Annotated in this window: 22 protein-coding genes; 10 read left to right on the top strand and 12 right to left on the bottom strand. The window is 72.8% G+C overall.

The features are described 5' to 3' along the window. Nucleotides 1-99: 99 nt before the first annotated feature. Nucleotides 100-1,401, top strand: a complete 1,302-nt coding sequence (locus ASE87_RS16335; protein ID WP_056227761.1) for a hypothetical protein — start codon at nucleotides 100-102, stop codon at nucleotides 1,399-1,401. Nucleotides 1,402-1,511: 110 nt separating this feature from the next. Continuing rightward, nucleotides 1,512-1,865: a DUF2809 domain-containing protein gene (locus ASE87_RS16340; protein ID WP_056227764.1), complete on the top strand. Its 354-nt coding sequence runs from the start codon at nucleotides 1,512-1,514 to the stop codon at nucleotides 1,863-1,865. A 132-nt stretch (nucleotides 1,866-1,997) separates the two neighbouring features. Here the strand turns inward: ASE87_RS16340 and ASE87_RS08675 are convergent, their stop codons facing one another. The 3 genes from ASE87_RS08675 to ASE87_RS08685 form a co-directional block, all read right to left on the bottom strand. Then, nucleotides 1,998-4,151: an iron ABC transporter permease gene (locus ASE87_RS08675; RefSeq protein WP_082452511.1), complete on the bottom strand. Its 2,154-nt coding sequence runs from the start codon at nucleotides 4,149-4,151 to the stop codon at nucleotides 1,998-2,000. A gap of 8 nt (nucleotides 4,152-4,159) precedes the next feature. Further along, nucleotides 4,160-5,134 (bottom strand): iron-siderophore ABC transporter substrate-binding protein, encoded by a 975-nt coding sequence (locus ASE87_RS08680; RefSeq protein WP_235472323.1) that lies wholly within the window; start codon nucleotides 5,132-5,134, stop codon nucleotides 4,160-4,162. Between the two features lie 89 nt (nucleotides 5,135-5,223). Beyond that, on the bottom strand, nucleotides 5,224-6,195 hold the full coding sequence (locus ASE87_RS08685) for an ABC transporter ATP-binding protein (protein ID WP_200925459.1): 972 nt from the start codon (nucleotides 6,193-6,195) through the stop codon (nucleotides 5,224-5,226). Between the two features lie 95 nt (nucleotides 6,196-6,290). Here ASE87_RS08685 and bla point away from each other — a divergent pair, with 95 nt between their 5' ends. From bla to ASE87_RS08720, 7 genes are all read left to right on the top strand, one after another. Next, nucleotides 6,291-7,253: a class A beta-lactamase gene (gene bla / locus ASE87_RS08690; protein ID WP_056227767.1), complete on the top strand. Its 963-nt coding sequence runs from the start codon at nucleotides 6,291-6,293 to the stop codon at nucleotides 7,251-7,253. Between the two features lie 187 nt (nucleotides 7,254-7,440). Next, on the top strand, nucleotides 7,441-8,577 hold the full coding sequence (locus ASE87_RS08695) for an ABC transporter substrate-binding protein (RefSeq protein WP_056227770.1): 1,137 nt from the start codon (nucleotides 7,441-7,443) through the stop codon (nucleotides 8,575-8,577). Next, nucleotides 8,577-9,551, top strand: coding sequence for an ABC transporter permease subunit (locus tag ASE87_RS08700; protein ID WP_157489786.1), 975 nt, complete (start codon nucleotides 8,577-8,579; stop codon nucleotides 9,549-9,551). Before ASE87_RS08695 ends, ASE87_RS08700 begins: the two co-directional genes overlap by 1 nt. After that, a complete protein-coding gene (locus ASE87_RS08705) occupies nucleotides 9,548-10,399 on the top strand; it encodes an ABC transporter permease (protein ID WP_082452513.1) in 852 nt (283 codons plus the stop codon). Before ASE87_RS08700 ends, ASE87_RS08705 begins: the two co-directional genes overlap by 4 nt. Further along, nucleotides 10,396-11,481, top strand: a complete 1,086-nt coding sequence (locus tag ASE87_RS08710) for an ABC transporter ATP-binding protein (protein ID WP_056227773.1) — start codon at nucleotides 10,396-10,398, stop codon at nucleotides 11,479-11,481. Before ASE87_RS08705 ends, ASE87_RS08710 begins: the two co-directional genes overlap by 4 nt. 70 nt (nucleotides 11,482-11,551) lie before the next feature. Next, nucleotides 11,552-11,869 (top strand): hypothetical protein, encoded by a 318-nt coding sequence (locus ASE87_RS08715; RefSeq protein WP_056227777.1) that lies wholly within the window; start codon nucleotides 11,552-11,554, stop codon nucleotides 11,867-11,869. A gap of 23 nt (nucleotides 11,870-11,892) precedes the next feature. Continuing rightward, nucleotides 11,893-12,969 (top strand): DUF418 domain-containing protein, encoded by a 1,077-nt coding sequence (locus ASE87_RS08720; RefSeq protein WP_200925460.1) that lies wholly within the window; start codon nucleotides 11,893-11,895, stop codon nucleotides 12,967-12,969. Between the two features lie 66 nt (nucleotides 12,970-13,035). On the opposite strand, the gene ASE87_RS08725 is transcribed toward ASE87_RS08720, so the two are convergent. Then, entirely contained in the window at nucleotides 13,036-13,320 is a 285-nt protein-coding gene (locus ASE87_RS08725; RefSeq protein WP_043593892.1) for a hypothetical protein, read from the bottom strand. Nucleotides 13,321-13,497: 177 nt separating this feature from the next. Here ASE87_RS08725 and glsA point away from each other — a divergent pair, with 177 nt between their 5' ends. After that, nucleotides 13,498-14,436 (top strand): glutaminase A, encoded by a 939-nt coding sequence (gene glsA / locus ASE87_RS08730; protein WP_056227781.1) that lies wholly within the window; start codon nucleotides 13,498-13,500, stop codon nucleotides 14,434-14,436. Between the two features lie 274 nt (nucleotides 14,437-14,710). On the opposite strand, the gene ASE87_RS08735 is transcribed toward glsA, so the two are convergent. The 8 genes from ASE87_RS08735 to ASE87_RS08770 form a co-directional block, all read right to left on the bottom strand. Further along, complete coding sequence (locus ASE87_RS08735) at nucleotides 14,711-15,166, bottom strand: SRPBCC family protein (RefSeq protein WP_056044418.1); 456 nt, start codon at nucleotides 15,164-15,166, stop codon at nucleotides 14,711-14,713. Between the two features lie 295 nt (nucleotides 15,167-15,461). Next, a complete protein-coding gene (locus ASE87_RS08740) occupies nucleotides 15,462-15,917 on the bottom strand; it encodes an Hsp20/alpha crystallin family protein (protein WP_056227783.1) in 456 nt (151 codons plus the stop codon). Between the two features lie 126 nt (nucleotides 15,918-16,043). Next, on the bottom strand, nucleotides 16,044-16,355 hold the full coding sequence (locus ASE87_RS08745) for a hypothetical protein (protein WP_157489789.1): 312 nt from the start codon (nucleotides 16,353-16,355) through the stop codon (nucleotides 16,044-16,046). Continuing rightward, nucleotides 16,352-16,948, bottom strand: a complete 597-nt coding sequence (locus tag ASE87_RS08750) for a hypothetical protein (RefSeq protein WP_056227789.1) — start codon at nucleotides 16,946-16,948, stop codon at nucleotides 16,352-16,354. The genes ASE87_RS08745 and ASE87_RS08750 overlap by 4 nt, the downstream gene beginning before the upstream one ends. A gap of 1 nt (nucleotide 16,949) precedes the next feature. Continuing rightward, nucleotides 16,950-17,285, bottom strand: a complete 336-nt coding sequence (locus ASE87_RS08755) for a hypothetical protein (protein WP_056227792.1) — start codon at nucleotides 17,283-17,285, stop codon at nucleotides 16,950-16,952. Nucleotides 17,286-17,384: 99 nt separating this feature from the next. Continuing rightward, a complete protein-coding gene (locus ASE87_RS08760; RefSeq protein ID WP_137847776.1) occupies nucleotides 17,385-17,678 on the bottom strand; it encodes a hypothetical protein in 294 nt (97 codons plus the stop codon). Nucleotides 17,679-17,724: 46 nt separating this feature from the next. Next, the gene (locus ASE87_RS08765; RefSeq protein ID WP_056227798.1) at nucleotides 17,725-18,027 is read right to left on the bottom strand and encodes a hypothetical protein; all 303 of its coding nucleotides are present in this window, start codon (nucleotides 18,025-18,027) and stop codon (nucleotides 17,725-17,727) included. Nucleotides 18,028-18,034: 7 nt separating this feature from the next. Next, nucleotides 18,035-19,786: TNT domain-containing protein (locus ASE87_RS08770; RefSeq protein ID WP_162235874.1), on the bottom strand; the 1,752-nt coding region annotated here is incomplete at its 5' end.

Raw genomic sequence — 19,786 nt, forward strand, 5'->3', positions numbered from 1 at the left:
CCTGGCGCCGTCGATCGGCTGGTCGGGGTCGTCCTCCCGGCGCGCGGCGTGGTCCCCGAGACGGACGCGACCCGGCTCGCCCGTTTGTAGGCTCGAGACATGGCCTCTCCCACGCTGCACCGGGCGATCGCGGCATCGGTGGCGACCGTCGTCGTCGCGTGCGGCCTCACGTCGTGCTTCTTCGCCGAACCACCGCCCGAGGGGTCCGAGGAGTCCCTGGCCGAGCTCGCCGATCGGATCGCAGCCGTCGACGGTGTCGCCTCGGTCGAGACCCGCCTGCAGCAGCGTGACGCGAAGGACGACCCCTTCACCTGGGACGCCTACGTCGAGGTCACCGCGGACGGCCCCGACCTGGCGGTCGCCACCCTCGTCGACGGCGTGGTGGGCGACGGCGTCACGGGCACCACCCTCGACATCGACCTCGACGTCCCCGGCGGTCCGGGCCTCGCCCCGGTTACCGTCGATCCGACGTCGGAGGTCCAGGTCGGACTGGCGGGCGACCTGCGCGGCGAGAGCACCCTGGCCTCCGTCGACACCACCCGCTACGCCTACTCGGCGGTCGTCGCGCCTGGGAACTCGTTCGCGGACGCTGCGGCGGCGGTCCAGCCGCACCTCGGCACGGCCGGCCCGACCTTCGCCCTCCACCTCGACCAGGCGACGACCACGACGTCCGTCCCTTCGTCGGTGGCCCTGGGCCCCACCTCGCCGGCCCCGACGATGCTCGCGACGATCGACGCGGTGCTGGCGCTCGACGGCGTCACCGGACTGGCCTTCATCCCCGGTGACGTCATCGCGAGCAGTCGACCGTCGCTCGACGTCTCGACCTACGAGCCCGACACGGTGCTCGCCGTCCTGCGGGGTGCGGCCGACGAGCAGGCCGACGCCGGGGTCGCCCGCCGCACCGAGTTCTGGGTGCGGAAGCCTCGGGCGACCACCCCGGAGACCGGCTGGATCGGCCTGCCGATCGGCGCACCCGAGCCCGACGACGGTCCGGAGCCCCAGCCGGGCGACATCGGTGAGAGCCCGTTCGTCAACGAGGGCCCGCTCGCCGAACTGCCCGAGCAGGAGGCCGCCGTGCGCGCCTACGTCGAGGCGTCCGTGGCGGCGACGGGAGTGCCGGCCGAGGTCGAGACCAGGCGCGAACTGTGCGAGACCGAGTACGGCACCCGGGTGGTCGGCTCGGTGCTCGTGCCGGTGTTCACCGTCCACGACGACGCGCAGGGCCCGTTCGACGCCGTCGTCGACGGCTGGTCGGCCGACGGGTTCCACCAGGCCGGTCGCGCCATGGGCCGGGACTACTGGTCCGCGCCTCCCGGCCGTCCCGACGGCATCGAGTCGGCGAGCATCCGCGGCACGGCCGACGGCTTGTCGTTCGGCGTCCAGACCGGGTGCCTCCCGTGACCCCGCCCGCCGAGTGGTCGCGAAACGTCCCTCCCGCTGTGCCGGAGGACGGTTCGCGACCACTCGACCCGCAGGCCCGACGCTCGGGGGATGCTCGACGACTGCGGGCGGTGACGGCGGTCGCGGCGGCGGCGACCATCGCCCTCGGCGTCGTCGCGAAGCTGGCCGTGCCCGGGCTGGCGGGCGACCTGCTCGGCTCGGCGCTCTACACGGTGCTGCTCGCCCTGCTGCTCGCGCTCGTCGCCCCGCGCCTGCCCGCCCTCGTCACGACCGGGGCCGCCACCGTGGCGTCGGTCGGGGTCGAGCTGCTCCAGCTGACCGGGCTGCCCGCCGCCGCCTCGGCCGCGGTCCCACCCGCGGCGTGGGTGCTCGGCTCGACGTTCACGCCGACCGACCTGCTCGGGTACCTGGCCGGGGGCGTCGAGGGGCTGGTGCTGCTCCGGGTGCTGCACCGCGCCTCCTGACGCCCGGACCCCGGGAGGCGCGGGTCGAGTGGGCAGGACACGTCCTTCGTCGAGGCGCGAAGGACGTCTTCTGCCCACTCGACCGGCGCGAGAGCCAGGGCCAGAGCCAGGGCCAGCGCCGGCGCCGGGGCGTCAGCTCGCCGAGGCCCGCCCGCGCCAGAGCAGCCAGACGAAGTACGGCGTGCCGATGACGGCGGTCAGCAGGCCGGCGCCGAGCTGCGCCGGGGCGATCAGGGTGCGGCCGAGCACGTCGGCGGCGCAGACCAGCACCGCGCCGAGCAGCACGGCCACGGGCAGCACCCGCGCGTGCCGACGTCCGACCAGCGACCGGGCGGCGTGCGGGGCGACGAGCCCGACGAATCCGACCACGCCCACGGCGGCCACGGCCGTCGCCGTGAGCAGCACGGCGAGCGACAGGAAGACCAGGCGCGACCGCGAGAGCGAGACCCCGAGGAGGCGCGGGGTGTCGTCGTCCACCCCGAGCAGGTCGAGGCGACGACGCAGCAGCACGACCACGACGAGAGCGGCCACGAGCACCAGCGACACCGGCAGCGCGTCGTCCAGCCGGCGTCCGTAGGTCGAGCCCGACAACCAGGTCAGTGCCTTCGCACCGTTGAACGGGTCGGTCAGGACGATCAGCAGGCTGATCGCCGCCGCAGTCGCCGTCGAGACGCCGATGCCGATCAACACGAGCCGGTTCTGCGGGAAGCCACCCCGGGAGGCGAGGCCGAACACGACCACGGCCGCCACGACGGCTCCGGCGAACGCCGCGCCGGCGATGCCCCAGCCGGTCGCGAGCGGCACGGTGGTGACGAGCAGCACGGCCCCGAGGCCGGCTCCGCCCGTCACGCCGAGGATGCCCGGCTCGGCGAGCGGGTTGCGCGTCACGGCCTGCACGAGCGTGCCGGCGAGCGCCAGCGCCGCCCCCGCGGCGAGGGCGGCCACGACCCGGGGGACGCGGGTGTCGAGCACGTAGGTGACGACGCGGCCGGATCGACCGGCCACCCAGTTGGCGACGTCGCCGAGCAGCAGCTTGGCGTCACCGAGCAGCACCGAGCCGAGGACGACGGCGACGAGGGCGGCGAGCACGACCACGACGACGACCACGAACCGCAGGCGGGAGACCACGGGGTGCCGGTCGGTCGGGGTGACGCCGCCGTGGTCGCGGGCACGGAAGGCCAGCACGACGAGGACGACGGCCCCGAGCAGCGAGGTCACGACGCCGGTCGGCACCTGGACCGACGTCTCGGCCCCGACCAGGACGCGCAGCAGCACGTCGGCGCCGAGCACGAGGGCGGCGCCGGCCAGGGCCGCGAGGGGCAGGAAGACGAGGAAGCGGCGGACGGCGGGCACGGCACGACGCAGCAGCCGGACGAGGGCGGGGGCGCAGAGGCCGACGAAGCCGATCGGCCCCGCGAGGGTGACGGCGGCGGCCGAGAGCAGCACGGCGGCGAGGACGGTCACCACGCGGGTGGTGCGGACGTCGACGCCGACGCTGCGGGCGGCGTCGTCCCCGAGCGCGAGGGCGTCCACGCGGAGGTTCACCGCGACGAGCACCAGCAGGCCGACGACGATCACCGGGGCGAGCTGGACGACGCCGTCGAAGCCGTTCTGCGAGATGCTGCCCTGGCCCCAGGCGTAGAGGCCGGCGGTCTGCTGCGGGAAGAGCAGCAGGAGGGCACTCGTCACCGAGGCGAGGCCGAGGGCGAGGGCGCTGCCGGCGAGCACGAGCCGCACGGTGCCGGCGCCCAGCCCGGACACCGCGAGCACGAGCCCCGCGGCGAGCAGCCCGCCGACGAACGCGACGCCGGACGAGGCGAGCAGGGGCAGGCTCAGCCCCGTGACGGCGGCGATCGCGAGCGCGACGTAGGCGCCGGCGTTCACGGCGAGGGTGTCGGGCGAGGCGAGCACGTTGCGGCTCATCTGTTGCAGGGCCGCCCCGGCGGCGCCGAGGGCGACGCCGACCAGCAGGCCGGCGACCATCCGCGGGAGGCGCGAGGCCACCACCACGGACGCGTCACCGGCCGTCGCGGTGCCGGTCAGTGCCTGCCAGACCTGTCGGGCGCCGACGTCGGCGGTGCCCTGCGTGACGTCCACGAGGGCGAGCACCACGACGACGGCGACCAGCCCGACCGTCACGCCCACCGACCCGAGCGTGAGCCGACGGGGGGCGGCGAGCCGCGCCTCCTGGGCTCGTGCCGCGCGGAGCGCCCACTCGTCGGGCCCGGCGGCGGGCTCGCCGAGCCGGGGCGGCGCGGGGTCGGTGGGGGTGACGGTCGTGCTCACGGTGCCGGTTACTTCGTCAGGGTCGACACCAGCGAGTCGACGTAGGCGGTCATCGCGGCGGGGCCACCGAACATCCAGATGCCGTCGTCGAGGCGGTGCACACCACCGGACTGCACGAACGGCAGCGACGTCCAGACGGCGTTCGAGGCGAGCGACACCGCGAACGGGTCGTCGGCACCGGCGGCCGTGTTGTCGATGTAGAGGAACTGCACGTCGGCGGGCAGCTGCGTGAGGCCCTCGACGTCGGTCGTGGCGAGGCCGTACGCCTCGTCGCCCTCGACGGTCCAGGCGTTCGTCAGGCCGAGCTCTTCGGTGACGTCGGCGACGAGCGAGCCCTTGGCGTAGGGGCGGATGCTGACCTGGCCGGCGTCGACGTAGCCGTCGGCGAAGGCGAAGGGCTGACCCGCGAGACCGGCGTCGGCGAGGGCCTGCTTGCCCGCCTCGACGGCGTCGGTGAACTCCTTCTTCATCTCGGCCGCCTTGTCCTCGGTCCCGGTCGCCTTGGCGATGAGGTCGAGGTTGTCCATGCTGTGCTCGATCTGGCGCGAGGCGTCGGCCGAGGTGACCTGCAGCACGGGAGCGATCTCCTTCAGCTGTTCGACGGCGTCGGCGCTCAGGCCGTCGGTCGCGACGATCAGGTCGGGTGCGAGCGACGCGACGGTGTCGAGGCTCGGCTCGCCGCGGGTGCCGATGTCGGTCGGCTCGTTGGTGAGCGGCACGGCCGAGTCCCACTCGCTGTAGCCCTTCACGTCGGCGACGCCCACGGGTTCGACGCCGAGGGCGACGAGGTCCTCGACGACGTTCCACTCGGTGCCGACGACCTTGGTCGCCGGGCCGTCGAGGATGATCTCGGCCCCCGTGCCGTCGGTCAGGGTGATCTGCTCGCCGCTGCCCGAGGTCGAGCCGGCGTCGGCCGACTCGGTGGTGCCGCAGCCGGCGAGGGTCAGGGCCGCAGCGGCCGCGACGGCGGTGACCGTCAGCAGTCGGCGGACGGGGCGGCGGGCGGACCCGCCGGAGGTCGGGGTGTGGCGGGGCGTCGTCAGAAGGCGCTGGGTCACGGGTGGTGTCTCTCTCATCGGACGGGCGTCTCGGCCCGGGTGTGGTGTCGGCCGATCGCGCGGGTGCGCAGGTGGCCGGTGGTGGGGTCGGTGTCGACGTCGATGCGGATGCCCCAGACGTCGGTCAGGAGGCGCGGTGTCAGCACGTCCCCGGGGTCGCCCTCGGCGACGATGCGGCCCTCGCTCAGCACGACGATGCGGTCGGCGAGCGCGGCGGCCTGGTCGAGGTCGTGCAGGACGACCCCGACCGCGATGCGGCCCGAGTCGGCCAGGTCGCGCACCAGGTCGAGCAGTTCGACCTGGTAGCGCAGGTCGAGGTAGGTGGTGGGCTCGTCGAGCAGCAGCACGCCCGTGTCCTGCGCGAGGCAGCTGGCGAGCCAGACGCGCTGCAGCTGGCCGCCCGAGAGCTGGTCCACGCCGCGGTCGGCGAGGTCGGCCACGCCGGTGAGCTCGAGCGCCCGGTCGACGGCGGCGGGGCCGTCGGGGTCGGAACGCCCCCAGCGGCCGCGGTGCGGATAGCGGCCGAACTCGACGACGTCGCGCACGCTGAGGCCGCCGGGGGTCGGGCGCCCCTGCGTCAGCAGCGCGACGCGCCGCGCGAACTGTCGCAGCGACAGCTCGAACCCGTCGACGCCCGGGCCCTCGCTCTGGCCCTGGCCACCGCTCGCCGGGTCGAGTGGGCGGAAAGTGTCCTTCGCCGGACCGGGAGCAGCATCTTCTGCCCACTCGCCGGCCCGGTCGTCGCCACGAGGAGGCGCGGCGAGGGTGAGCGAGCCCGTGCGCGGCTTCTGCAGCCGGGCGAGGGTGCGCAGCAGGGTCGACTTGCCGCTGCCGTTCGGGCCGACGAGGGCGGTGACGCAGCCGGGGCGCAGCTCGAGGCGAGCCCCGCGGACGACGTCGACGCCGTCGTAGGCGACCGAGACGTCGTCGGCGCGGAGGGCGGCCGAGGAGGGTGCGGTGGCCGCGAGGAGCAGGTCGGTGGTCACGTGTTTAGGTTAGCCTAACCTCACCCCGGTGCCGCAACCCGACCTCTCGACGTCGAGCCGACCCGCCCCTCCCGGGCGTCGGCGAGACTGGACCGATGACCTCACGGACGACGAAGACGACGACCCTCCTGACCATCGCCGCCCTCGGGCTGGGTCTCGGCCTGGCCGCCTGCTCGACGCCCGGGGCGTCGGCACCCGCCCCGAGCCCGACCGCCACGCCGGTCCCCCTGCCCAGTCCGATCGCGGCACCCGACCTCGCGACCCCCGAGGTCGAGGCCGCGCTGGCCGACCTCGAGACGCGGTACGACGCCCGGATCGGCCTGAGCGTGCTCGACACCGGGTCGGGCGCGACCCTCGACCACCGCGCCGACGAGCGCTTCGGCTACGCGTCCAGCCTCAAGGCGTTCGCCGCGGCGGCCCTGCTCGACGCGACCGACGACGCCGACCTCGACCGCGTCGTCACCTGGACCCAGGCCGAGGTCGACGCCGCGGGGTACTCACCGCTGACCAGCACGCACGTCGCCGACGGCCTCCCGCTGCGGCAGCTCGCCGAGGCGGCCGTCCGGCAGAGCGACAACACGGCGCTGAACCTGGTCCTCGCCGAGCTCGGCGGCCCGGCCGGACTCGACGCCGCCCTCGCGGCGCAGGGCGACGACGTGACCGACGTCGTGCACAGCGAGCCCGAGCTCAACCGGCTCACCCCGGGCAGCACGGCCGACACGAGCACGCCCGCCGCCTTCACCGCCACCCTCGCCCGCATCACGGACGGCGACTGGCTCGCCGCCGACGACCGCGCCACCCTGCTCGAGTGGATGTCGGGCAACGCGACCGGCGACACCCTGATCCGCGCCGGCGCTCCCGACGGCTGGCAGGTCGCCGACAAGTCCGGAGGCGCGGGCGGCATCCGCAACGACGTCGCGATCGTGGTCCCCCCGTCGGGCGACCCCGTGGTGATCTCGGTGCTCACCACGCGCAACGACCCCGCCGCGAGGTACGACGACGCCCTCGTCGCCGAAGCCGCCCGCATCGCCCTCACCGCCGTCGCCGCCGCCCGCTGACCCGGCCGGCCCCGCCCCTCCTCCTCGCCCCCGTCGGCCGCACACCCCGCCACCACCTGTTCGCCCCGCGTTCACGCGGCCTCCCCCGGGACGTCGCCGCACCTCCTTAGCGTGCCCAGCGGGCCGCCCGGTCCCCCGTCGCCGTCCCCGGCGAGCCCCGGCCCCGCACCCGAAGGACCCACACCGCATGATCGACAAGCGCCTGCTCGTCTCGGCCGCCACCCTCGGCATCGCCGCCCTCGCCCTGACCGGCTGCTCGGCGAGCGCCGACGCCGACAGCGCGGGAGGCGCGGCGAACGGCACCGACGCCGCCACCGCCACCAGCGCCGAGGACTTCGGCGGCATGGACGCCCTGGTCGGCGCCGCACAGGCCGAGGGCGAGCTCAACGTGATCGCCCTCCCCGACACCTGGGCGAACTACGGGAAGATCATCGACGGGTTCGAGAAGAAGTACGACATCACCGTCAACTCGGACAGCCCCGACGTCTCGAGCGCCGAGGAGATCACCGCCGCCCAGAACCTGAAGGGGCAGGACACCGCCCCCGACGTGTTCGACCTCGGCTCGGCCGTGACGCTCGCCAACCTCGACCAGTTCGCGCCGTACGAGGTGTCGACCTGGGACGACATCGCCGACGACCACAAGGACGCCGACGGCAGATGGGTCTACGACTACACCGGCCTGATGTCGGTCGGCTACGACGCCGACGCCGTGCCCGCCCCCGAGAGCCTCGACGACCTGCTCGGCTCGGACTACGAGGGCAAGGTCGCGATCAACGGCGACCCGACCCAGGCCGGTGCCGCCGCCGCGGCCGTCGAGTGGGCCGCGCTGCAGTCCGGCGGCAGCGCCGACGACGTCAGCACGGGCGTCGACTGGTTCTCGAAGCTCGCCGACGCCGGCAACTTCCTGCCCACCGACCCGACCCCGGCGACCATCGCCTCGGGTGAGACCCCGGTCGTCTTCGACTGGAGCTACAACAACCTGGCCGCCGCGGCCGACGCCGGCGGACGCGACTGGAAGACGGCCGTGCTGCCCGGCACCGCCCTCGGCAGCTACTACAACCAGGCGATCAACGTCGACGCACCGCACCCCGCCGCGGCCCGCCTGTGGCAGGAGTACGTCATGAGCGACGACGCGCAGAACCTGTACCTCGCGGCCGGCGCCTACCCCGTGCGCCTCGCGGCGATGACCGAGGCCGGCACCGTCGACCAGGACGCCCTCGAGAAGGTCGGCGAGCAGCCCGCCGACACCGTGCAGTTCACGGCCGAGCAGACCGAGGCCGCCTCGAAGGTCCTGGCCGACACCTGGGCCACGGCGATCGGCTGATGGTGACGACGTCGACCCGCGCGGCGGACACGACCGCCGACGCGCGGTCGGCGCACGAGGGGGACGGCGGCGGCCAGCCGACCCGCGCCTCCTCGTCCTCCGACGGCGTCGGCCCCTCACGGGGTCGGCGCCGTCCGGCGGCCTGGTGGGGGTTGACCCCGTTCGCCGTCTGGGTGCTCGCCTTCTTGATCGTGCCGTGCCTGCTCGCACTCGGGACGGGCTTCGTCGACGGCGACGGCGCCCTCACCCTCGACAATCTCGCCGCGCTCGGCGACCCGCTGATCGTCCGGGCCTTCGCCAGCTCGGCGGGCGTCTCGGCCGTCACCGCCGTGGCCGGGGCCGTCGTCGGAGCCGTCGTCTGCTGGGGCCTCACCTCGCTGCGCCCCGACGGAGCCGTCCGCAGCGCGATCGACGCGGCGTCGAGCGTGCTCGCCCAGTTCGGCGGCGTCATGCTGGCGTTCGCGTTCATCGCGACGATCGGCATCCAGGGCGTCGTCACGCGGCTGCTGATCGACGTCGCCGGCGTCGACCTCTACGCCGACGGGGTCTGGTTCTACCAGGTGCCCGGGCTGCTGCTGCCCTATCTGTACTTCCAGGTGCCCCTGATGGTGATCACCTTCATGCCCGCCGTCAGCGGCCTCCGCCCGCAGTGGAGCGAGGCCGTCGCCACCCTCGGCGGCACCCGGTGGCAGCACCTCGTCCGCGTGGTCGTCCCGGTGCTGGCCCCGGCGTTCGTCGGCAGCCTGCTGCTGCTCTTCGCCAACGCCTTCTCGTCGTACGCGACCGCCGCCGCCCTGATCAGCCAGGGCGCGCAGATCGTGCCGTTGCAGATCCGCGCCGCCCTGATCAGCGAGACCGTGCTCGGTCGCGAGAACGTCGCCGGCGCGCTCGCGCTCGGCATGGTCGTCGTGATGGCCGTGCTGATGACGGGCTACTCGCTGCTGCAGCGCCGCACCGAGCGGTGGCAGCGATGAGCGCCCGGACGACGGGCGCTCCGCGGTCGACGACGGCAGGAGGCGCGGGCACGGTCGCCCGCCGCACCGCCCTGGTCGTCGTGGGGGCCCTCTTCGCGGTGCCGATCGCGGCGATGGTCGCGTTCTCGCTGCGCAGCGCCGACGGCACGGGCCACGACCTGGACCACTGGCTGGCGATCGTCGACCCCGAGAACGAGCGGATGTACCGCAACCTCGTCGAGGGGGTCACGAGCTCGCTGCTGCTCGCCGTCGTCTCGGCGCTGCTCGTGCTCGTCCTGCTGGTGCCGGCGATGGTGCTCGTGCACCTGCGCCACCCGCGCCTCGTGCGGCCCCTCGAGTTCGTCTGCCTCGTGCCGATCACGGTGCCGGCGATCGTGCTGGTGGTCGGCCTCGCGCCGGTCTACTCGGTCGTCTCGCGGGTGGCCGGCTCGGGCGCGTGGACGTTGGCGCTCGCCTACGGCGTCACGGTGCTGCCCTACGCCTACCGCGCGGTGCAGTCCGACCTGGCGGCCACCGACCTCCGCACGCTGACCGAGGCCGCGCGCACGCTCGGCTCGAGTTGGCCGCGCACGATGGCCCTCGTCGTCGTGCCGAGCCTGCGCCGGGGACTGCTCGCGGCGGCGTTCATCACCGTGGCCGTGGTGCTCGGCGAGTTCACCATCGCCTCGCTGCTCAACCGTGTGAACCTGCAGACCGCCCTGGTGCAGGTGTCCCGTTCCGACCCCTACGCCGCCGTGATCCTCGCCCTGATCTCGCTGGCGTTCGCCTTCGTGCTGCTGCTCGTGATCGGCCGGGTCGGAGCCCTCGGGGCCGCCCGCCCGATCCCCACCCGAAAGGCCCTCTCGTGACCGCCACGCTCCCCCGCCCCTCCCTCACGAGTCCGACCGGCGTCGGTGCGGGTGCCGCCGTGGCGTTCCACGACGTCACGAAGCAGTTCGCCGGACACCGGGCCCTGACCGGGCTCGACCTCGAGCTGCAGCCCGGCGAGCTCGTCGCCGTGCTGGGCCCGTCGGGCTGCGGCAAGACCACCGCACTGCGCAGCCTCGCCGGGCTCGAGGACGTCACGAGCGGCCGCATCACGATCGACGGCCGCGACGTGGTCGGCGTCCCCACGCACCGCCGCGACGTCGGCATGGTGTTCCAGGCGTACTCGCTGTTCCCCCACCTGACCGTCCGGCAGAACGTCGAGTTCGGGCTGCGCATGCGTCGGGTCGACAAGGCCGCCCGCGCCACCCGGGCGGGCGAGATGCTCGACCTCGTCGGGCTCGGCGACCTCGGCGAGCGCTACGCCCACCAGCTCTCGGGCGGCCAGCAGCAGCGCGTCGCGCTGGCCCGGGCGCTGGTCACGCGGCCCCGCGTGCTGTTGCTCGACGAGCCGCTCAGCGCCCTCGACGCCAAGGTGCGAGTGCAGCTGCGGGACGAGATCCGGCGCATCCAGCGCGAACTGTCGATCACGACGCTGTTCGTCACCCACGACCAGGAGGAGGCCCTCGCCGTCGCCGACCGCGTCGCCGTCATGCGCGCCGGGTCGATCGAGCAGGTGGGCACCCCGGAAGAGCTTTACTCGGCCCCCGCGACGGCGTTCGTCGCCGAGTTCGTCGGGACGAGCAACCGGGTGTCCGGCGAGGTCATCGGCACGCTCGTCCGCCTGGCCGGCTGCCCCGAGGTGCCGGTCGTGGGCACGCCGGACGAGGGACCGGTCTGGGCCTACGTGCGCCCCGAGGACGTGTCGTTCGTCGAGCAGGGGGGACTCGCGGGCGTCGTCGAGTCGGTGTCGTTCCTGGGCGCCGTGTGCCGCACCCGCGTGCGCGTGGACCGCGAGACCCTGCTGGTGCTCGACCACCGGGCCGACGAACGACGCGAGCCGGGGGCGCCGGTGCGCGTCTCGTTCACGCCCGCCCGCGTGGCCGTGACGACCCGTGCCTCCTGACGCACCCGACGGCACCGGGTCAGCCGGGCGACGGAGGCGGCACGGCCGAGCCCGCCGCTAGCCTCGGGGCATGCCCCCGGTGACCGGCCCTGACGACGCGCCCCGCGCCTCCTCGGTGTGGCACGCCGAGATCGTCACGACCCGGCGGCCCCGACTGCTCGTCGCCGGGCGGTGGCTCGTCTCGGTCGTCGTCGCGTTCTTCGTCGGCTCGTTCGAGGGCGAGTGGCCGGGCTTCGACGTCGTCGTGCGCGAGCGCTCGACCGGTCGCGAGATCCACCGTCTGCCTCCGCAGGGCCTCACCGGAGCCGACGAGTCGAAGGTCGACATCGAGGCGGACCTCGACCTGCTCACCTGCGACGAGTACCGCGCCGAGTGGAAGCTCACCTGACCCACATCTGATACTTCAGGTGGATGCGCACCATCACCGCGGGGGACGACCAGGAGGCGCGGGTCGGCTTGGCTGGGCACATGACCTCCGCTGCGCCCGCCGTCGACTCCCCACCCACCGCCGGCACCCGCTGGAGGTTCGTCGACTCGCTACGCGGGTTCGCACTGTTCGGCATCCTGCTGGTCAACACGCTCGACATCACCCGCCTCGGCATCGACCTGGCGATCGAGAACGCCGGCCCGGTCGACGACCCGGCGCGCGACCTGCTGTACCTCACGGTGCAGACCCGGTTCGTGCCGATCTTCGTGTTCCTCTTCGGCATGAGCCTGTGGTTCGTGCTCGCCGGCGCCCGGTCGCGCTCGCCCCGGCCCGGGCTCGTCATGGTGCGCCGCCTGGTCGGGCTCGTCGCGATCGGCGGGCTGCTCATGCTCGTCTACCCCGGCAACGTGCTGCTCGAGTACGGCGTCGTGGGCCTCGTCGTGCTGCCGATCGTCGTCTTCGCCCCGCGCTGGGCGACCCTGGCCCTCGGTGCCGCGCTGACCGTCGCCGCCTACGCCCTGACCGGTGGCGGCCTCGCCTCGACCCCCGGCCTCATGCTGCTCGGTGCAGCAGCCGCGGCGTACGGACTGCCCCGCGTGCTCGAGTCGGCCGGGCGCGGCGTCGCCCTGGTCTTCGCCGCGGCCGCGGTGCTCACGGTGCCGGCCCTGCTCTGGCAGACCACGACCCCGGGCGACCCGCGCTTCTCCACGCCGGGCGGCATCGCCGGGCTGGTCATGGCCGTCGCCTACGCCACCGCCCTCGCCCTGCTCTGGCGCACCCCCGCCCGCCGCGTCGTCGCCGCCGTGTTCGAGCCGCTGGGCCGCATGGCGCTGACCAACTACGTCGTCGCGGCGATCGTCGTGGCAGTCCTCGCCCTCGTGGTCGACTTCGGGCACATGACGAGCGTCGTGCCGGGGGTGGCGATCAGCGTCGGGCTCATCGCCCTGCAGTCCGTGCTCAGCCGCCTCTGGCTCGCCCGGTTCGTGTACGGTCCGGTCGAGTGGGCCTGGCGGAGCGTCACCTGGTGGCGGCCGGCCGCGCTGGTGCGCCGGGCGTCCTGACCGACGCGACCCGCGCCTCCTCGGGTCGGCGGCGGTCCTGACGGAGGCGACCCGCGCCTCCTGGGGTCAGCGGCGGCTCCACGATGCCCGCACGACGGTGTCGAGGGCGCTCGAGAGGTCGGTGCACCAGAGGCGGCGACCGGGGTTTGCGGCGAGGGTGAGCTCGTAACCCGCTTCGGTCTGGGCGACCGATCCGATGACCACGAGGGCTCCGCGCTCCGACCGGCGCACGTCGACGATGCGCCAGCGGCCGCGGCCGATCACGTCGAGCCTCAGGTCGAGGGCACTGGCGAGCGGGCCCCGCCCCGGCCAGGCCGTGCCCGACCGGCGTCCCCCACCGTCGTTCAGCATGGTCGCCTCTCTCTCGGCCCGCCCCGATGCGGTCCGACGAGGTGCACGGTAGACACGCGACCTGACAGCGGGAGGGGTTGACTCCGACGGCCCGGCGTGATCCTTGTACCCCGACCCGGGCCCGGGACGCTTCCTGCACGCCCGGACGCACGGGCCTCGGCCTGTCAGGGTGGAACGATGCCGTCCCCCATCCCGTCGTCCGACGCCGCGTCCCTCGAGGCCCTTCGCGCCTCCGTCCTCTCGACCCGAGGAGGCGCGGTGGACGACAGCATCCCCCAGCTCGCCGAGGCCGACCCCGAGCTCTTCGGGGTCGCCGTGGTGCGGCCCACCGGCGAGGTGGTCGCGTCCGGCGACTCGGGTCACGCGTTCTCGATCCAGTCGGCGGTGAAGCCGTTCCTCTTCGCCCTGGCCCTCGCCGACACCGGCGGAGCGGCGCTCGACGCGGTCGGCATCGAGCCGACCGGCGAGGCGTTCGACGCGATCAAGCTCGAGGGCGGCACCGGGCGGCCGCCGAACCCGATGGTCAACGCCGGAGCCCTGCTCACGGCCGCCCTGGTCGACGGCGACACCTGCGACGAGCGCACGGCGCGCATCCTGGCGGGCCTCGGGGCCTTCGCGGGGCGCGAGCTCGACTACGACCGCGAGGTCAGCGAGTCCGAGCAGTTGCACGGCGACCGCAACCACGCGCTGGCGCACCTGATGCGGTCCGAAGGCAGCCTCGAGCACACGGCCGACGACGCGGTCGCGCTCTACGCCCGGGCCTGCTCGGTGCTGGTCGACACCGAGGCCCTCGCCGTGATGGGGGCGACGTTGGCGTTCGGCGGCCGCAACCCGGTGACGGGCGAGCAGGTCGTCGACGCCCGCGTCGCCCGCGACGTGGTGTCGGTCATGGCGACCTGTGGCGTCTACGACGGATCGGGCCGCTGGATGCGCGGCGTCGGGGTGCCGGCGAAGTCGAGCGTGTCGGGGGCGATCGTCCTGTCGGCGCCGAACCGGCTCGGGGCGGCGGTGTTCAGCCCTCCGATCGACGAACAGGGGACGAGCGTCCGCGGTGCCGAGCTGAGCCGCCGGCTGAGCGAGGAGCACGACCTGCACTCGTTCGGCTTCGGCGGCTGAGCGGCGCGACGGGCCGCCCTGCCGGCGCGCGCCTCCTGCGCTGCCTGACCGCGCCTCCTGCGCTGCCTGGCCGCGCCTCCTGCTCTGCCGAGCCGCGCCTCCTGCTGTGCCGAGCCGCGCCTCCTGCCGGTCCGAACCCGACCGCGCACACGCCCCCGGACGTGCAAATCGCGACAACTGCCGTCCGACACGCCGCCACATCGTGGCGTCGTACCCGGAGAACCGGCGAGTTGTCGCGATTTGCACACCCCGGAGGGGCGAGGCGAGCCTGGACTCAGGCCTGGACGTCTCCGCGCCAGGCGCCGTCGACGTTGCCCTCGCGCTCGATGAACTCCTTGAAGTTCTTGAGGTCCTTCTTGATGGCGTGGTTGTCCGCGCCGAGCGTGTTGCCGACCTTCTCGAGGAAGCCCTCGGGGGTCCAGTCGATCTGCACCGTGAGGCGCGTCACGTCGTCGCTCAGCTTGTGGAACGTGATGACGCCGGCGTGGTCGACCTCGCCGCCCGTGCTGTTCCAGGCGACGCGCTCGTCGGGGTGCTGCTCGGTGATCTCGGCCTCGAAGGTCTTCTCGACCGGTCCGACCTTGACCTTCCACACCGTGAGGGTGGGGGTGGTCTGGGTGATCGACTCGACCTCGTCGAGGAACTTCGGGAACGACTCGAACTGGGTCCACTGGTTGTAGGCGACGCTGACGGGGACGTTGACGTCGATGGTCTCGATGGCCTGTGCCATGGTGCACTCCTTGCTGACGGTGTTCAGAATTGTCGGGCGACGCCGTGTCGGCGTCGTGCCCTGCCGTGAACGGTAGGAGGCGCGGGTCGGCTTCGCCCACGTGCGGAGGCAACGGTCAGGTGGCGGGTGACACGGCCGATCGGGGCGCCGCACAGTACTCGCGCGGCAGCCGCAGAGGGACGGAGCGGTCGAGCGGTGACGCCGCCGGAACGGGACCACCCCGCCACGTCGGATCGTGACGGGGTGGTCGGGGTCGACGGGGTGACCGGGGTCGTCGGCGTGGGCACCGAGAGGGTCAGCTCGCCGTGTCGCGGGCCGGCGACGCGTCGATCGCGTCGACGGTCTCGTGCGCCTGGCCCGAGACGACCTCGATCTTGCGCGGCTTCGCCCTCTCGCTGACCGGGATGACCAGCGACAGCACGCCGTTGTCGTAGCGGGCCGTGATGCGGCTCGAATCGATGCCCTCGCCCACGCTGAACTGGCGGAGGTACGAGCCGTGCGGCCGCTCCTGCGCGAGCCACTTGACGCCGTCACGGGTGTCGGGCGTGCGGTTGGCCCGGATGGTCAGCAGCTGACCGTCGACGTCGACGTCGACCGACCCCGGGTCGATGCCCGGCATGTCGGCGTTGAGCACGTAGCGGTCGCCGTCGCGGTAGAGGTCGACCGGCATGACCCTGGGCCCTTGCCGCAGGCCCGTGAGGGCACCGGTGAGACGGTCGAGCTCGGTGAAAGGATCGAAAGACATGGCCATGATGAAGAGTCCCCTTTCGGTTGATCGGTGTGACCCGGGACCCCGTGGCCCCGGCTCGTTGACGACATGAATGTACCTCTGACCAGCGTTTCGTACCTCAAACGCAGCTTGAACCCTGCCGAGAGATCACTGAGGACGCTGCGCCTGCCGTCGGGCGGCCAGCTCGGCATCGATCTCTTCGATGCGGGCCAGGTTGCCCAGCAACCGGAGCAAGTCGGCTGCGGCTGCCTCGACGTCGTCGTAGGTGCGGATGCTCTGTTCCTCGACAAGGCCTCGCTCGTCGAGGAAGTAGGTGCTCCACACCTCGTCCCGTCGAGCGAGGACGAGCGCGAAGGGCTTCCCCGTCGTTGCGTCCCCGATGACGGCGTTCAGGTGGCCGAGTCCACGGGCGTCCACCTGGGTTCGGAGGTCGGCCAGGGTGCGCGCGACCATCGTCATGACGGTTCTCCTGCTCGTCGGCGTCGGTCTCGGAGTTCGTCCTGGATCTCGAGCTTGCGATGCTGGGACCTCAGACGGTCGAGGAAGTCGGCCACGGCCGAGACCTCGTCGGGGAACGTGTGCAGGCTCCGTTCCTCCACGGCAGCTCGTGCGTCGACGTAGAAGGTGCTCCACACGCCGTCACGTCGCGCCACGGCGAGACAGTCCGGGCGCCTGAGGTACACGTCACCGAGAGCGACACGGACGCGGTTCAAGCCCTCCGCCTCCATGTGCGCGGGCAGCGACTCGAGGTCGGTCATCGACGCACGTTCGACGCGCTCGAGGTCGCGCTCCCGTTGCAGGTCGCGGAGGAGCTTCTTCAGCCGGAGCAGGACGAGGAAGTCCTCCAGGGCCTCGGACTCGCTCGGGTAGGTCCGCACGCTCCCGTCGACGACCGCCGCGCGCTCGTCGGTGGAAAAGGTCACCCAGGCATCGTCTCGTCGGGTGACGACGAGGCAGTCCGTCCTGTTCGCGTGGTCACCGTCGATGACATGCGCCAGGTCGTCGAGTCCCTCCGCCGCCATGACGACGCGCACCGATTCGATCGTCGCCATGTCAGGCCTTCCCCGGTCGGTCGTCTCGTGACGCCTGCCACGTCTCGTGGGCACGCCTGTTCTTCTCCCTGATGCGCGACATGAGCGCATCCTCGTCGGCCCTCAGCCTCATGAGACGCAGGAAGTCGTCCAGAGCGTCGGAGAGTTCCTCGTACGTGCGAACGCTGGTCTCCTCGACACCGGCACGTTCATTGGTCGAGAAGGAGGTCCAGACGCCGTCCCGTCGGGTCAGGACCAGGGCGTCTGCCGAGCCGGCGTCATCATCACCGATCACGTAGGCGAACCTGTCGAGTCCCTCGGCCTCGATCGTCGCGACCGTTTCTTGGAGCGTCGTCATCCTCTGGGGCCCCTCGGCGGTCGTCGTTCCTCTGCCTCGAGGACGGCCAAGGTCTCGTCACATGGCTGCACGACGTCCGCTCCTTCTCGCCGGGCACGCTCAGTCATGGGGCTCCAGGCCCTTGTCGAGGAGGGCCTCCAACTCCTTCAACCGGGCGAGGTTCCGCAGCTGCGACATGAACTCCGTCACGGCAGAGCGCTCATCCGGATGCTCGACGAGAGTCAGCTCTTCCACGACCCCTCGTTCGTCGCGCAAGAACGTCACCCACACCCCGTCGATCTGCCCGATCACGTGCGCGCCGGAGACGGGCAGCGACGTGTTGCCGATGAGGAAACCGAGGTGCCCGAACCCGGCCGCTTCCACTTCTGCTCGCAATCCGTCCACGTCCATCACGCTTCGCGACGCGATGGTGACCGACGTCGCTCGACCGGCCACACCATCACGCGTCCGTGGGTCGACCGAGACGTTCCGCATCTCGTTCTCGCTGCAACGTGGCAAGTAGGCCTTTCAACCGCATGAGCTCGAGGAAGTCGTCCAAAGCTTCGGACTCGCTGGAGTACGTTCGGACGCTCTCCGACATGACTGCGGCACGTTCGTCCCGGGAGAAGGACACCCACCCTCCCTCTTGACGGCACAGGACGAGGCAGTCGGTCTCGTTCGCGCCGTCAGAGCCGATGACGTACTTGAGACGATCGAGCCCCTCCGCCGTCAATGCCGCGCGTGTCTCATCGATAGTGGTCATCTCGCTCCTAGTTCGGGACTCTCTTGAGCAGACCGAGCTCGACCATGACATCGGCTCCGAACGGCAGCTGGTACTGGGTACCACCGCCGACTTCGCCGAAAGCCTTGTCGATCTCGCCCGCGAAAACGCGGATGTTGTTCCAGTCCGGATTGAAGAGCTTCATCGTGACATCGATCTGCATTTTCAGCTTCGTGTTGGTCGACGCGTCATACGCGGCCCGGATGTTCTTGAGGTCGCCGACGACCTCGTACGTGTGCAAATCGTCTTCAACCCAGGGCAGCGCCCGAGTTCCGTGGGCGGCGTGCGTACCGTCCGCGTTGAGCGGAGAGGTGAACCGCCCCGTCTCTGGGCCCTCTCGATCAAGTCGCGTGCCGAGGGGGATGTCGGGGTCGGGCGTCTTGATGGGGTGTCCGTCCTCGTTCAACGTGAATCCGTCGTGGGGCGCCTCGTCTTTCCAGTTGACCTTGCCGTCCGCCCCGAGGACGCTGGCGTCCTTCGGCACCTGCTGATCGGCCGGCCACGTTCCCTTCTCGCGGAACACCGCGCCGGCGTCGGGGTCGACAACGTCCAGGTAGTTCGCGAGTTGCTCCCGAGTCATTCCGCTTCGATCCACGGCGCTCGGTGTGGTCGTGCTATCCGAGCCGGGGGCGTCGCCGCCCGAGCCACCCGTTCCGGCATCGCCGTCGGCGTGACCGGGCTGGTCGGCCGCGGGGGTGTCGTCGGCGTGACCCGCGCCTCCTGCGTCGTCACGGACGGGAGGGGCGGACGCGTCGTCGACGTGACCCGCGCCTCCTGCGTCCTCGCGGACCGGCGGGGCGGAGGCCTCGTCGCGGACCGGCGGGGCCGACGCGTCGTCGCGGACGGGCGGGGCGGACGCGTCGTCACCACGGACCGGCCCGGGCGTCGTGTCGGGGCCGTCGACGCGCGTGGGCGGTGGCGCGAGGCCGTCGGCGCGGACGCCGACGACGTCGTCGAGGCGGGTGAGTTGCTCGTCGAACCGCGAGGGCGCGGCGTCCGGCCCGCGACCGGCCTCGCCGTGCCCTCCGGTCAACAGACGCGTGGTCTCCGACATGGCGTTCAGGGCGTGACCCGCGTGCGTCAGGCCGATCCGCGACAGGGAACCCTCGGGGGCACGGAGCGCAGCTCGTTCCGCGGCGCCGCCGAGCCGTGCGAGGCCCGTCGCCGCCTTCGTCCCGCCGACGGCTGCGCCTCCGACCGGGACGAAGAACGAGGCCACGCCGAGCGTGGCGTAGGTGCCGGCCGCGACCGGGTCCTCGTCGTACATCTCGGGCGTGCCCACGATGCCCTGCGTGACGCCTTCGATCGTGGTGCGGTACCAGTCGACGGCCGGCTGGGCGGCCGCCGGCACCGTGCCGGGAGGTGCGTACGCCAGCGCGATCGTCGCCGGACTCGTGATCGCGATGGCCCCGAGCCCCTGGAGCAGGCCGCCCCAGGCCTTGAGGCCGAACTCCTTGGTGACGCCCGTGCCGCCTTGGATGTCCCAACCCACCAGGGCACCGGCGCCGTAGGCCGCCTCGGCGATGAACATGCCGAGGCCCGTGCCCATCGACTCGGAACAGGTCTTGTGCGGGTCGCCCGGGGCGCCGTAGGGCAGGTCCTTCATCGAGTCGAGCTGCTCGGCCGACAGGCCGACCTGCTCGGGGAAGCACATCGGGTCGGTGCGCAACGCGTTGATGCCGTTCTCGCACTCGGCTCGGGCCGCGTCGATCTTGGCGACCTCGGCGTTCACCTCGCCGAG

Source organism: Frigoribacterium sp. Leaf44 (genome assembly GCF_001421865.1).
Classification (GTDB): domain Bacteria; phylum Actinomycetota; class Actinomycetes; order Actinomycetales; family Microbacteriaceae; genus Frigoribacterium.

Excerpts from the sequence above, each read along its gene's own strand:
- ASE87_RS08765 (WP_056227798.1), bottom strand. The coding sequence starts at position 18,027 with ATGACCACTATCGATGAGACACGCGCGGCATTGACGGCGGAGGGGCTC.
- glsA (WP_056227781.1), top strand. The coding sequence starts at position 13,498 with ATGCCGTCCCCCATCCCGTCGTCCGACGCCGCGTCCCTCGAGGCCCTT.
- ASE87_RS08735 (WP_056044418.1), bottom strand. The coding sequence starts at position 15,166 with ATGGCACAGGCCATCGAGACCATCGACGTCAACGTCCCCGTCAGCGTC.
- ASE87_RS08745 (WP_157489789.1), bottom strand. The coding sequence starts at position 16,355 with ATGACGATGGTCGCGCGCACCCTGGCCGACCTCCGAACCCAGGTGGAC.
- ASE87_RS08720 (WP_200925460.1), top strand. The coding sequence starts at position 11,893 with ATGCGCACCATCACCGCGGGGGACGACCAGGAGGCGCGGGTCGGCTTG.
- ASE87_RS08750 (WP_056227789.1), bottom strand. The coding sequence starts at position 16,948 with ATGGCGACGATCGAATCGGTGCGCGTCGTCATGGCGGCGGAGGGACTC.
- ASE87_RS08695 (WP_056227770.1), top strand. The coding sequence starts at position 7,441 with ATGATCGACAAGCGCCTGCTCGTCTCGGCCGCCACCCTCGGCATCGCC.
- ASE87_RS08725 (WP_043593892.1), bottom strand. The coding sequence starts at position 13,320 with ATGCTGAACGACGGTGGGGGACGCCGGTCGGGCACGGCCTGGCCGGGG.
- ASE87_RS08740 (WP_056227783.1), bottom strand. The coding sequence starts at position 15,917 with ATGGCCATGTCTTTCGATCCTTTCACCGAGCTCGACCGTCTCACCGGT.
- ASE87_RS08700 (WP_157489786.1), top strand. The coding sequence starts at position 8,577 with ATGGTGACGACGTCGACCCGCGCGGCGGACACGACCGCCGACGCGCGG.
- ASE87_RS08715 (WP_056227777.1), top strand. The coding sequence starts at position 11,552 with ATGCCCCCGGTGACCGGCCCTGACGACGCGCCCCGCGCCTCCTCGGTG.
- ASE87_RS16335 (WP_056227761.1), top strand. The coding sequence starts at position 100 with ATGGCCTCTCCCACGCTGCACCGGGCGATCGCGGCATCGGTGGCGACC.
- ASE87_RS08755 (WP_056227792.1), bottom strand. The coding sequence starts at position 17,285 with ATGACGACGCTCCAAGAAACGGTCGCGACGATCGAGGCCGAGGGACTC.
- bla (WP_056227767.1), top strand. The coding sequence starts at position 6,291 with ATGACCTCACGGACGACGAAGACGACGACCCTCCTGACCATCGCCGCC.
- ASE87_RS08705 (WP_082452513.1), top strand. The coding sequence starts at position 9,548 with ATGAGCGCCCGGACGACGGGCGCTCCGCGGTCGACGACGGCAGGAGGC.